This is a genomic window from Rhizobium fabae (assembly GCF_003985135.1).
GTDB lineage: Bacteria > Pseudomonadota > Alphaproteobacteria > Rhizobiales > Rhizobiaceae > Rhizobium > Rhizobium pisi.
Genome location: NZ_ML133650.1, coordinates 380,422 through 392,894, shown reverse-complemented (window position 1 = coordinate 392,894; position 12,473 = coordinate 380,422). Strand labels below are relative to the sequence as shown.

Here is a 12,473-nt window from a genome sequence, read left to right as displayed (position 1 = left end):
GGGTCGCGCATGAAGGTTCTGTTGATCGGATCGGGCGGACGCGAGCACGCGCTCGCGTGGAAGCTGGCGCAATCGCCTGTGATGACGGAGTTCTACGCCGCACCCGGCAATCCGGGCATCGCCGAACACGCTGCCCTGGTGTCCGTTGACGTCGAGGATCACGAAGCCGTCGCGTCTTTCTGCAAGGACAAGGCGATCGATTTCGTCGTCGTCGGCCCGGAGGGGCCGCTGGTCGCCGGCCTTGCCGACCGGCTGCGCACCGATGGCCTTGCGGTCTTCGGTCCTTCCGCCGCCGCCGCCCAGCTCGAGGGCTCGAAGGGTTTCACCAAGGATATCTGCGCCCGCTACGACATTCCGACTGGCGCCTACCAGCGCTTCAACAATGCGCCGAAGGCGAAAGCCTATATCCGAACCCAGGGTGCGCCGATCGTGGTCAAGGCCGATGGCCTTGCTGCCGGCAAGGGCGTAACGGTGGCGATGACGCTGGATGAGGCGCTGGCTGCTGTGGACGACTGCTTCGAGGGCGCCTTTGGCGCTGCCGGCGCCGAAGTCGTCGTCGAGGCCTATCTCGACGGAGAGGAGGCGAGCTTCTTCTGCCTCTGCGACGGAAAACATGCGCTGCCGCTGGCAACCGCCCAGGACCACAAGCGGGTGGGCGAGGGTGATACCGGCGTCAATACCGGCGGCATGGGCGCCTATTCGCCGGCGCCTGTCATGACCGCCGAGATGGTCGAGCGCACCATGAAGGAGATCATCGAACCGACGATGCGCGGCATGGCCGAAAGCGGCCATCCCTTCTCCGGCGTCTTCTTCGCCGGGCTGATGATCACCGCGAAGGGTCCGGAGCTCATCGAATACAATGTCCGTTTCGGCGATCCCGAATGCCAGGTGCTGATGATGCGGTTGAAGAGCGATCTTCTGCCGCTGCTGCTGGCGGCAGCCAACGGCACGCTCGATCAGGTCAGCGCCGAATGGAGCGACGATCCGGCGCTGACGGTGGTGATGGCCTCGAAGGGTTATCCCGGCGCCTACGAGAAGAACACGCCGATCCTCTCTTTGCCGGATGCGGGCGACGGTGAGAAGGTGTTTCATGCCGGCACAGGCCTGAAGGACGGCGCGCTGGTTGCGACCGGCGGCCGCGTGCTCAATGTCACGGCGTCAGGCGGTACGGTCGGCGAGGCGAGAGACCGTGCCTACGCGTTGCTCGACAAGGTGAGGTGGGAAAACGGCTTCTGCCGGCGCGACATCGGCTGGCGTGCGATCGAGCGCGAAACAGCCCCAGATAAAGTATAAATCGTCGCGTTCTTTAAATTTTTACCTTTTCCCCTGACGGGATAGAAACAAAGCTGCGCTATATCGCTCCTATAGTGAGACGGAGTAGCATTGATGCGTCAGATTTTCTTCGGTGCGGCGATCCTGCTGATGGCGGGCTCGGCGATGGCATCTTCTATCGAGGTGATCGGCAAGGCTGCCCCCAGCGCTGACAGCAGCATCCTCACCCAATCCTGCAGCAATTGCCCGCCGCTCCAGATCGACGTTACCAAGAAGGACTACACCGTGCCGGAGTTGAAGCCCGGCGTCGTCGAGGCGAGCGAGATCCGCGACGTCGGCGGCGAAAAGAAGATCTATCGCACCGAAGGCTGGATGGGCGGCTCGCCCGTGCTCTTCGTCAGCAAGGCAACCCCTGAAGCCCTGGTTGCTGCCGAGCCCTCGGTCGTGCCTGCCGAGGGAATCGACATGAACGCCACGACCGCGGCCGTCATCGGCAGCGATGCCAAGCCCGTTGTGGCAGGCATGGCTGAACAGCCGGCCACCCTCGACGCCTCCGAATTCAAGCTGCGGTTTTAGAAGCAATTCCAGCAAAAGTGCGCAGCGGTTTTGCGTCCGGAGTTGCGTAAGAACAAGAAGTTCCCTGCCCCGCCTGATCAAGGTTTCGATCGATTGGGGTTCCACCACCGGTGGACCGAATGCACCCTCGATGAGCAGCGAGGGTGCATTCCTGTTTTGGAGCGCTGCCGGTCGCTTGAGAATTCGAAAACGAGTGATGTTCGACCGACGGATGAAAATCTGCAGTTTTGCCTTGTAACTCTGCCCCCTGATTTTTAGGGAAATTTTGTCGCGTTTTTAATTAAATTAAAGATTTCTTATAGGGTAGGCGTCAATTCTTACTCGCCGGTCGCAGCATGTTGTTTTAGCAGCGGTAGACGCGTCGTCCTCTTCGGCGCTCGCACAGGCGGTAGAAGACCGCACCGGAATGTATTTGCCCATTCCCGTTGCGAGGATTCATGAAAAACCTAAAGATATCGAAGCAGCTCATATTGCTGGTCATCGGCCTGATGGTAGCGTTTGCGATCGCCACGTCCCTGCAGATCCGCTCCTCGGTCAATGCGATCTACCAGGAGCGCTATGACATGCTCCGCGCTGAGGTTCAGTCGGCCGTCTCCGTTCTCAAGCTTTACCAGGCCAAGGTCACTTCAGGTGAAATGACGCTCGAGGATGCTCAGAAGCGGGCCTATGCCACCGTCAACGGGATGAAGTACGACCCTGACGGCTATTTCTTCGGCTACAGTTACGACATCCAGATGATGTTCCACTACGACGCCTCGAAGGTCGGGCAGGTCTCGAAGGGTCAGCCGGACAGCAAAGGCAAGCTCTACCGCGAAGAGCTGGTCAAGCTGGGACAGCAGGGCGGCGGTCTCGTCGAATATTATTCTACCGCCAAACCGGGCCATCCTGCCGGCGATTTCCGCAAAACGGCCTATGCCTTGGCCTTCGACCCCTGGAAGGTCGTCGTCGTCACCGGCGTTTATATGGACGATCTCGATGCTCAGGTGAACGGCACGATCCTGACCGCTCTGTCCGGCAGCATCATACTGTTCTTCCTCGCCATGGCGGCCGCCTATTTTGTCATCCGCGGCATATCGGGACCTCTCAACAAGGTCCATGCCGCCCTCAAAGCTGTCGCCGAAGAAAACGTTTCCATCGCCATTCCGCATACCGGCATGAACAATGAAGTCGGCATGATGGCGAAGGCGACGCAGTCGCTGCAGGAAAAGATCAGGGAACGTCACGCGATGTCGGATCGCGAGGCGGCCCAGCAGCTGGCGCTGGAAAACGAGCGCGAAAACAATCTTCGCCAACAGCAGGATGAAGCAACGATCCAGGCTCGGGTTGTGGCAACGATCGGCAAGGCGCTGGAGATGATCGCCCGCGGCGACCTCACTGTCCGCTGCGCCGATCTCGGTCAGAAATACGCCGCCCTTCGCGATAACTTCAACGATGCGCTGTCGCATCTCGAAGCTGCCATGGCCAAGGTCAGCGCCAAGGGTAGCGATATCGGCACCAGCAAGGAGGAAATCCGCCGCGCCTCCAACGAATTGTCGCAGCGCACCGAACGCCAGGCTGCGAGCCTGGAGGAAACCTCGGCCGCGCTCGATGAACTCACCGTCGCCGTCCGTCAGACCGCCGATGGCGCCCACGAGGCGAGCAAGCGCGTCCACGCCGTCAGCACCGAAGCCACTCATAGCGATGCAATCGTCAGCCAGGCGATCGAAGCGATGAGCGGCATCGAGAAGTCGTCCTCGGAGATCACCAAGATCATCGGCGTCATCGACGAGATCGCCTTCCAGACCAACCTTCTGGCGCTGAATGCCGGCGTCGAGGCTGCCCGCGCCGGCGAATCCGGCAAGGGCTTCGCGGTCGTCGCCCAGGAAGTGCGCGAACTTGCCCAGCGCTCCGCCGCCGCGGCCAAGGAGATTAAGGATCAGATCGCCCGCTCCTCCACTCAGGTGGACCACGGCGTTCGTCTGGTCGGCGAGGCAGGCGAGGCGCTGAAGCGGATCTCCGACCAGATCAAGGCCGCCAATGAGATCGTCGCCAAGATCGCCCACAGCGCCTCCGAGCAGGACACCACGCTGCGCTCAATCTCGTCGTCGATGAACCAGCTCGACGCCGCCACCCAGCAGAACGCCGCCATGGCTGAAGAGACCACGGCATCGGCCGAAACGCTGGCCAGCGACACCGACGAACTGATCGACCTCATCCGCGGCTTCCGCGTGAGTGGCGAAAGCAATGCCTCGGCCATACATCAAGGTCGCCGTGCTGCTTAAACGGCGCGAAGGCAACACGCCTTTTTATCACCAAATTCTTAGCGGCCGTCGGTTCTCCGGCGGCCGTGCCTTTTGAAGCTTACTGCGCGATACGATCGATCAGCCGCTCGATCTCGCGATCGGAAAACACCTCGACGCCATCAGCTTTCAGCGCGGCCGCCGTCACGCCTTTGCCGGCCTGCTTGTGGCCGGAAAACGTGCCGTCATAGATGAAATCGGATCCGCAGGACGGGCTGCCGTCGATGAGCAGCGCATAGCGGCAGCCGGCCTGCCTGGCGAGCGCCACGGCATTCTCCGCCGCCTGCAGGAACTCTTCCGTCACATCGGCGCCCGTCAGCTCGACAACCCGCGCCTTGCCAGCCAGCACCTCTTCGCCGGTCGCTCCGCCTAGGATTTCCGCGGGCGGCCGCGGCACCTGCATGCCTGCCGAAATCTCCGGACAGATGGTCACCAGCCGCCCTTCTGCCCGCCATGTCTCGATTACCGGATGAAGCAATGGCTTCGCCCGCCCGTCATAGCGAACGGCCTGACCCATGAGACAGGCGCTGACGAGGATTTTGTTTTGCATGCTTCATGAATAGCGTCTCGGCGGCCGCAATGCCAGCACGCCGATGGTGGTCATTCTCACCCCGAGATCTTCGAGAAATCCGCAACCGTTCCCGTTGCCTCGCGGATCAACCGCAGCAGGGCGAGGCGGTTGGCGCGGATGGCGGCGTCCTCGTCGTTGACGAGCACATCTTCGAAGAAGCGGTCGACCGGGGCGCGCAGCCTGGAAAGTGCTTCCATCGCCGAGCGGAAGTCTTCTCGGGCGACAGCATCCGCCGCCTCTTTCGATGCGCCTGATATCGCGGCGAACAGTTCCTTTTCGGCATCGAGCTTGAAGAGTGCGTCCGAGACGGCGTCTGCGATCACCGTGCCCTTCTTTTCCTCGGCGGCGAGCAGCTGCGTGGCGCGCTTGGTGCCGGCGAGCAGGTTCTTGCCGTCCTCCGAGGTGACGAAGGCCGTCAGCGCTTCGACGCGGCGCGCCACCATCAACAGGTCGTCGGCCTCCGGGGTCAGCACGGCGTCGATGAGATCGTGGCGGGCGCCCTGATCGCGCAGATAGACCTTGAGACGGTCATGGAAGAAGGAGAGGAGGTCGGCGAATGTCTCGGCCGGATCGCCTGCGAACGAAAACTCCGCCTCGCCGCTCGCCTTGGCGAGCACCGATGTCTGGCGCGCGATCTTCAGCAGCGGCAGTCTGACATTGCGCTCCAGCAGGATCCTGACGACGCCGAGTGCTGCACGCCTCAGTGCGAAGGGATCCTTTGAACCCGTCGGCTTTTCGCCGATCGCCCAGAAGCCGATCAGCGTGTCCAGTTTGTCGGCGAGTGCGACGGTGATCGCTACCTTATCGGCAGGCACGCGATCGGATGGGCCTTGCGGCTTGTAGTGATCCTCGATCGCGAGCGCGACAGAGGCGTTTTCATCCTGAAGCGCCGCATATTTGCGGCCCATCAAGCCCTGGAGTTCTGGGAATTCGCCAACGGCTTCGGTGCGCAGATCGGCCTTCGCCAGCACCGCGGCGCGATCGGTGAGCGCTGCATCAGCGCCGGTGATACCAGCCAGCTCGGATGCGAGCGCACGGATGCGGGCGACGCGCGCGCCCTGCGTTCCAAGTTTGGCATGGAACGTCACATCGAGCGCATCGAGCTTGGCCATGCGCTGGTCGAGCGGCTTCGTGAGATCGAGACCGAATTTTTCGGCCGAAGCTTCCAGCGTCTCGAGATCCGGCATGTTTCCCTGGTCGCGCTTCCAGAAATGCAGCGCGTCCGAAAGCCGGGCCCGCACCACCTTGCCGTTGCCGTGGACGATTTCCTTGCCGCCGTCGCTGGCCTGGATATTGGAAACGAGGATAAACTTGTTCGAAAGCGTCTCGCCGCCCTGCTTGCGGGTGACGAAGCACTTCTGGTTGGTCTTGATCGTCAGACGGATGATCTCGGAGGGGATGGAGAGATAATCCTCCTCGAAGGAGCCCATCAGCACCTGCGGCCATTCGACGAGGCCGGAGACCTCCTCCAGGAGGCCTTCGTCTTCCACCAGCTCAAGCCCGTTGGCAAAGGCGATGTCGCGTGCGTCGTGCAGGATGTTGTCCTTGCGCCGCTCGGCGTCGAGGATGACCTTCGCCTTTTCCAGGTTCGCGACGTAGTCGTCGAAGCGCCGCACGGTGATTGCCTCGGGCGCGTGAAAGCGATGGCCGTAAGTGACATTGGAGGCGGTGATGCCGTCGATCTCGAAGGGGATGACGACGGTCTCTTCATGCTCCGGGCCGAAGGTGCAGACGATCGATTGCAGCGGCCGCACCCAGCGCAATGCGCCGGGCTTGGAGGAGGCCTTGCCCCAGCGCATGGATTTCGGCCATGGGAAATCGCGGATGATGCCGGGCATCACCTCGGCGATGATCTCTTCCGTCGCGCGGCCCGGCTTGGAGATGACTGCGACATAGAAATCGCCCTTCTTCGGATCGCTCACCACCTGCGCCTCGGCCACCGAGGAAAGGCCGGCGCCGCGCAGGAAACCTTCGATCGCCTTCTCGTTGGCGTCGGTGCGCGGTCCCTTGCGCTCCTCGCGCACGTCGGCGGAACGCGCCGTCAGGCCGTGAATGTCGAGGGTTAGCCGCCGCGGCGTCCAGTATTCGCGCGCGCCCTCATAGGACAGGCCGGCTTCGACAAGCGCATCGGTGACGAGTTTCTTCAGATCGCCGGCAGCCTTGCGCTGCATGCGGGCCGGAATCTCTTCGGAGCGGAGTTCGAGAAGAAGGTTTGGCATGTCGAATTTCCTTGCCTCCCGCGAGAGGGGAGGGATGGCTTGGGCGCCGGGTCAAAACGTTGCTTCTGCTAGCAAAGAATGCCGCATCTGCACAACCGCAAAATCGCCGCCTTTCCGGCATGCTTTCCTGTGGATCGGCGCCGGGCAGCAAACTCCAACATTGCCTTGCCGCTTTTCGCCGTTATGGTCCCGCCACCTCAGTCGAAACAGGAAATCCCATGGCCGCTGACCTCCGTTTCCTCGCAGCCCGCATCTCTGCCGAAATCAACGCCCGGCCCGACCAGGCCAAAGCCGCGATCGAGCTGCTGGACGAGGGCGCCACCGTGCCCTTCATCGCGCGCTACCGCAAGGAAGTGACGGGCGGGCTGGATGATACGCAGCTGCGCAATCTGGCCGAGCGGCTGGTGTATCTCCGCGAACTCGAAGCCCGCCGCGATGCGATCGTCGAATCGATCACCGGTCAGGGCAAGATGACGGACGAGCTGATGGCCAAGGTCGCCGGCGCCGAAACCAAGGCCGAGCTCGAAGACCTCTATCTGCCCTACAAGCCGAAGCGCCGCACCCGCGCCGAGATCGCCCGCGAACGCGGCCTCGGCCCGCTCGCCGAGGCAATCCTCGCCGAGCGCGCCAAGGAACCGGCCGTGCTGGCCGAAGGTTTCATCACTGCTGATGTGCCCGACGTGAAGACGGCGCTCGAAGGCGCCCGCGACATCGTCGCCGAAGGCATTGCCGAAAATGCCGATCTGCTTGGCAGGCTGCGCGCCCATATGCGCCAGGCCTCGTTGCTTAAGGCCAAGGTCGTCGACGGCAAGCAGGCGACGGGCGAGAAGTTTTCCGATTATTTCGACCATTCCGAACGCTGGGCGACCGCACCCGGCCACCGCGCGCTCGCCATGCTGCGCGGCTGGAACGAAGAGGTGCTGACGCTGACGATCGAGGCGGATGCCGAGACCGTCTCTCCGAACAAGCCGGTCGAACGCATGATCGCGGCCGCCTATGAGATCGGCGCAAGCCGCCCCGGCGACCGCTGGCTGATGGAGGTCGCAAGCTGGAGCTGGCGCGTGAAGCTTTCCATGTCGCTTTCGCTCGACCTGATGCGGGAGCTGCGTGAGAGGGCGGAGGAAGAGGCGATCCATGTCTTCGCCCGCAATCTCAAGGATCTGCTGCTGGCGGCACCCGCCGGCTCGCGCGCGACGATGGGTCTCGATCCCGGCATCCGCACCGGCGTCAAGGTCGCTGTCGTCGACGGCACTGGCAAGGTGGTAGCGACATCGACCGTCTATCCCTTCCAGCCTCGGAACGACGTGCGCGGCGCCCAGATCGAGCTCGCATCGCTGATCCGCAAGCACAATGTCGAGCTGATCTCGATCGGCAACGGCACCGGCAGCCGCGAAACGGAAAAGCTGGTGGCCGACATGCTGGCCGAACTGCCGGCGCCGAAGCCGACCAAGGTCATCGTGTCGGAAGCGGGCGCCTCGGTCTATTCCGCCTCAGCAACGGCGGCCGCCGAATTCCCCGATCTCGACGTCTCGCTGCGGGGCGCGGTCTCCATCGCGCGCCGTCTGCAGGATCCGCTGGCCGAACTCGTCAAGATCGAGCCGAAGTCGATCGGCGTCGGCCAGTATCAGCACGATGTCGACCAGCAGAAGCTGTCGCGCTCGCTCGATGCCGTGGTGGAAGATGCCGTGAATGCCGTCGGCGTCGATTTGAACACCGCGTCCGCGCCGCTGCTCGCCCGCGTCTCCGGGCTCGGGCCTTCGATTGCCGACGCAATCGTCCGCCACCGCGACAGCGAGGGCCGTTTCGAAACACGACGCGATCTGATGAAGGTTGCTCGCCTCGGCGGCCGCACCTTCGAGCAATGCGCCGGCTTCCTGCGCATCCCCAATGGCAAGGAGCCGCTCGATGCCTCCTCGGTCCACCCGGAAGCCTATGGCGTCGCCAAGAAGATCGTCGCTGCCTGCGGCCGCGATCTCAGGGCGCTGATGGGCGACAGCGCCGTCCTGAAATCGATCGATCCGCGCCAGTTCATCGACGAGAAATTCGGCCTGCCGACGGTCAAGGACATCATCTCGGAACTGGAGAAGCCCGGTCGCGACCCGCGCCCGAGCTTCAAGACCGCGACCTTCGCAGAGGGCGTCAACGAAATTTCCGACTTGAAGCCCGGCATGGTGCTGGAAGGCACAGTGACCAATGTCGCCGCCTTCGGCGCCTTCATCGATATCGGTGTGCACCAGGATGGTCTGGTGCATGTATCCCAGCTCGCCGATCGCTTCGTTAAGGATCCCCACGAGGTCGTCAAGGCGGGCGATGTTGTCAAGGTGCGGGTCGTTGAAGTCGATGCCAAGCGCAAGCGCATCGGTCTTTCCATGCGGCGCGATGACGGTTCTTCAGCGCCGCCGCCGCGTGGTGATTCTCGCGGGAATTCCGGTTCCCGGCCGCAGAACGAGCGTCGGCCCGCCACACCGAAGCCGGAAAGTCAGGGTGCCTTCGGCGCGGCACTTGCCGAAGCCATGAAGCGAAAATAATGGCTTAGCCACCACATCGGCAAAAATGCAACAGTTTGGCAGCGTTCTGAACGGAGTGCTAAATCCGGCGCTTGTAAGGCGAAAGAGATCGCCTAAGTTGATGTGACCATCCTGTCACATTTGCGAGGCGTCAATGGCGTCGGCATTCTTATCGATCGTCCAGCAAATCATCCGCAAGGGTTCTTTGAAACTTACCCTTGCCAATGGCGAGACTCACGTGGTCGGCGACGGCACGGGTGAAACCGTTGTGGCCCGCCTTGCCGATCAGGAGGCGGAAGACGCCATCCGGCGCGACCCGACCATGAAGCTCGGCGAAATGTACATGCAAGGCCGGTTCATTCTCGAACAGGGTAACATCTACGATTTCCTGTCGCTGGTGAAGCAGAACACCACCAACGAAATCTTCGATTTCAAGATGGCGGCACTACTCCTCGGCCGCATTGCCTGGCAGCAGCTGAAAAGCCGCGTGCCTGTCAATCGCAACAAGCACAATGTCGCCCATCACTACGACCTGTCGGCCAAGCTCTTCGACCTTTTCCTCGATGAGGACTGGCAATATTCCTGCGCCTATTTCGAGCCGGCTGGTATCGGCCTTGACGAGGCGCAGCTTGCCAAGAAACGGCATATCGCCGCCAAACTCCTGCTCGAGCCGAACCAGCGCATCCTGGAGATCGGTTCCGGCTGGGGCGGCATGGGCATGTACCTGACGGAGGCAACGGAAGGGGCTGACTTCACCGGCATCACGCTCAGCGAGGAACAGCTCAAGGTTTCCCGCGCGCGCGCCGAAAAGCGCGGCCTTGCCGACCGCGTGCGTTTCGAGCTGCAGGACTATCGCAGCATGACTGGCAGGAAGTTTGACCGCATCGTCTCGGTCGGCATGTTCGAACATGTCGGTATCGGCAACTACGGCAATTTCTTCCGCAAAGTATTCGACCTGCTCGACGACAACGGCGTCATGGTCCTGCACTCGATCGGCCGTCCGAAGCCGAGCTTCGCCACCAATGCCTTCATCGAGAAGTATATCTTCCCCGGCGGCTATATTCCCTCGGTGGGCGAGGTCGTTCCGCCGCTCGAAAAGGCGGGGCTCCTGGTCAAGGATATCGAAATCCTGCCAATGCACTATGCCTATACGCTGCGCCACTGGCGCGAGCGTTTCGTAGCGCGCAAAGCTGAGGCCGTAGCGCTTTACGACGAACAGTTCTTCCGCATGTGGGAATTCTATCTGGCGGGTTCCGAAATGGGCTTCCGCTGGGACGAGCTCTTCATCCTGCAGATCCAGATCGCCAAGAACCAGTTCGCCGTTCCCGACAATCGCAATTACATCGCGCGCAACGAAGCCAAGCTGAGGGAATTCGAGGCGAGGCGTGCGCCGCTCGAGAAGGTGACGTTCTGATCCAGCAACGCCTTCGCCGAGAGACCGGCCATCATGAAAGGACGTGTCGATGAGCAGCCCATTTCCCGAGATCTATCTGGTTCGTCATGGTGAGACCGAATGGAGCCTGTCCGGGCGCCATACCGGACGCAGCGATATTCCCTTGACGGCGAACGGCGAGGCCGCTGCCGGCAAGCTTACCGAACGGCTGGCGGGCCTCTCCTTCTCCGCCGTCTGGTCGAGCCCCTCCGAGCGGGCCCGGAAGACCTGCGCGCTTGCCGGATTCGGCTCGGGTGCGGTGATCAAAGGGGATCTCGCCGAATGGAATTACGGCGCGTATGAAGGCATCACGACGAAGGAGATCCTTGCGGGTCGCCCCGGCTGGCAGCTTTTTCGCGACGGCTGCCCGAGTGGCGAAACGGCAGCCGATGTCGGCGCACGGGCGGATGCTGTCATCGATGCGCTTCGCGCGGAGGCCGCTACCATCCTGATCTTTTCGAGTTCGCATTTCCTGCGTGTGCTCGCCGCCCGCTGGCTCGGCCTGCCGCCGCAAGACGGCGCGCGTTTCGTGCTCGATACCACAAGCATCAGCGTGCTTGGCTACGAGCACGACCTGAGCGAACCGGTCATCCGCCGCTGGAACCAGCGTTAGAAAGCCGTCCTCATCTCGCTGCCGTGGTTAACATTGGGGTAACGAGATCGGGATAAGTGTAGCGGCTGCCGCCCTCCGCGGCTTTGTTTTTGCGTTTTCTGGAGTGCGGACGTGTTTCATCGATCAGTCGTATCGATTTCTTTGGCTATTGCCCTTTCTTCTTTTGGATCAGCCGCCGCGCAGGAAAGCGGCCAACATTTCTGGTCCGGCGACTGGTATCTGAACGTCGGCGTCGCCGGCTTCTCCGCTCCGAAATTCGAGGGCTCGTCGCGTAACGAATTCAAGTTCAGCCCGCTGATCTCAGTTGGCCAGCAGGGCTCCGGCCCGCGGTTTTCCTCGCGCAACGACAATCCTTCCTTCGCTCTCATCGACAACGGCGCCTTCCGCGCCGGCATTGTCGGCCGGTTCGTACCGTCGCGTGACGACGGCGATGGCCATGAACTGAAGGGTATGAAGAAGGTAAAGTGGGGGGCGGAAGCCGGCGGATTCGTCGAGGTCTATCCGACCGATTTCCTTCGCGCCCGCGCCGAGGTTCGCCAGGGCATCCGCGCCCATGACGGCGTCGTCGCCGATCTCGCCGTCGATGCCTTCACCGATATTGCCCCGGACCTGCAACTATCCGGCGGCCCGCGCGCGACATTCGCCACCAGCGGCTATTACGACGCTTATTACGGCGTCAACGCCAAGCAGGCGGCGGCAAGCGGGCTTGATCCTTATAAGCCGTCGTCGGGCATCCAGTCCTACGGTGCAGGTACGGCGCTCACCTGGAAGGCGACGGAAAACCTCTCGGCGAGTTCCTTCCTGGAATATAAGCGGCTGGCCGGTCCCGCCGCCGACAGCAGTCTCGTGCGCGAGCGCGGCTCCAAGAACCAGGTCCTGATCGGCGTCTCGGCGACTTACAAGTTCAATTTTTCGCTGCAGTGATTGACACCGCTTGCGCGTCCCTTTGGGCGCGCAAGCGGCGCTGTATCGCTTTGAATTGCCACGGGATATGCCCTTGGATT

At 62.2% G+C, this 12,473-nt stretch carries 9 protein-coding genes; 7 read left to right on the top strand and 2 right to left on the bottom strand.

Annotated features, from left to right (window positions below; genetic code table 11):
• The first annotated feature begins 9 nt into the window (after positions 1–9).
• The 3 genes from purD to EFB14_RS15425 all read left to right on the top strand — a co-directional run bounded on the left by purD (position 10) and on the right by EFB14_RS15425 (position 4,109).
• Positions 10–1,293, top strand: coding sequence for a phosphoribosylamine--glycine ligase (purD, locus tag EFB14_RS15435; protein WP_125843932.1), 1,284 nt, complete (start codon positions 10–12; stop codon positions 1,291–1,293).
• Between the two features lie 93 nt (positions 1,294–1,386).
• The gene (locus tag EFB14_RS15430; protein WP_126826602.1) at positions 1,387–1,848 is read left to right on the top strand and encodes a plant virulence effector HPE1-like domain-containing protein; all 462 of its coding nucleotides are present in this window, start codon (positions 1,387–1,389) and stop codon (positions 1,846–1,848) included.
• Positions 1,849–2,285: 437 nt separating this feature from the next.
• Positions 2,286–4,109 carry a methyl-accepting chemotaxis protein gene (locus EFB14_RS15425; RefSeq protein ID WP_126826600.1) on the top strand — a complete coding sequence of 608 codons (1,824 nt, stop codon included), beginning with the start codon at positions 2,286–2,288 and terminating at the stop codon, positions 4,107–4,109.
• A 79-nt stretch (positions 4,110–4,188) separates the two neighbouring features.
• Here the strand turns inward: EFB14_RS15425 and EFB14_RS15420 are convergent, their stop codons facing one another.
• Together EFB14_RS15420 and glyS are read right to left on the bottom strand one after the other, a co-directional pair.
• Positions 4,189–4,677: a 2-thiouracil desulfurase family protein gene (locus tag EFB14_RS15420; protein WP_126826597.1), complete on the bottom strand. Its 489-nt coding sequence runs from the start codon at positions 4,675–4,677 to the stop codon at positions 4,189–4,191.
• A gap of 56 nt (positions 4,678–4,733) precedes the next feature.
• On the bottom strand, positions 4,734–6,917 hold the full coding sequence (glyS, locus tag EFB14_RS15415; RefSeq protein WP_126826594.1) for a glycine--tRNA ligase subunit beta: 2,184 nt from the start codon (positions 6,915–6,917) through the stop codon (positions 4,734–4,736).
• Between the two features lie 218 nt (positions 6,918–7,135).
• Between glyS and EFB14_RS15410 the strand changes: the two genes are divergently transcribed.
• From EFB14_RS15410 to EFB14_RS15395, 4 genes are all read left to right on the top strand, one after another.
• Positions 7,136–9,445, top strand: coding sequence for a Tex family protein (locus EFB14_RS15410; RefSeq protein ID WP_126826590.1), 2,310 nt, complete (start codon positions 7,136–7,138; stop codon positions 9,443–9,445).
• 133 nt (positions 9,446–9,578) lie between these two features.
• Positions 9,579–10,838 carry a cyclopropane fatty acid synthase gene (locus EFB14_RS15405; RefSeq protein WP_126826587.1) on the top strand — a complete coding sequence of 420 codons (1,260 nt, stop codon included), beginning with the start codon at positions 9,579–9,581 and terminating at the stop codon, positions 10,836–10,838.
• A gap of 49 nt (positions 10,839–10,887) precedes the next feature.
• Positions 10,888–11,469, top strand: a complete 582-nt coding sequence (locus EFB14_RS15400; protein WP_125843939.1) for a histidine phosphatase family protein — start codon at positions 10,888–10,890, stop codon at positions 11,467–11,469.
• 111 nt (positions 11,470–11,580) lie between these two features.
• Positions 11,581–12,393: a MipA/OmpV family protein gene (locus EFB14_RS15395; protein WP_126826584.1), complete on the top strand. Its 813-nt coding sequence runs from the start codon at positions 11,581–11,583 to the stop codon at positions 12,391–12,393.
• The last annotated feature ends 80 nt before the right edge of the window (positions 12,394–12,473 follow it).

Bases quoted from the DNA above. Each gene is read 5' to 3' on its own strand.
- purD (WP_125843932.1), top strand. From the start codon at position 10: ATGAAGGTTCTGTTGATCGGATCGGGCGGACGCGAGCACGCGCTCGCG.
- EFB14_RS15400 (WP_125843939.1), top strand. From the start codon at position 10,888: ATGAGCAGCCCATTTCCCGAGATCTATCTGGTTCGTCATGGTGAGACC.
- EFB14_RS15430 (WP_126826602.1), top strand. From the start codon at position 1,387: ATGCGTCAGATTTTCTTCGGTGCGGCGATCCTGCTGATGGCGGGCTCG.
- glyS (WP_126826594.1), bottom strand. From the start codon at position 6,917: ATGCCAAACCTTCTTCTCGAACTCCGCTCCGAAGAGATTCCGGCCCGC.
- EFB14_RS15425 (WP_126826600.1), top strand. From the start codon at position 2,286: ATGAAAAACCTAAAGATATCGAAGCAGCTCATATTGCTGGTCATCGGC.
- EFB14_RS15405 (WP_126826587.1), top strand. From the start codon at position 9,579: ATGGCGTCGGCATTCTTATCGATCGTCCAGCAAATCATCCGCAAGGGT.
- EFB14_RS15420 (WP_126826597.1), bottom strand. From the start codon at position 4,677: ATGCAAAACAAAATCCTCGTCAGCGCCTGTCTCATGGGTCAGGCCGTT.
- EFB14_RS15410 (WP_126826590.1), top strand. From the start codon at position 7,136: ATGGCCGCTGACCTCCGTTTCCTCGCAGCCCGCATCTCTGCCGAAATC.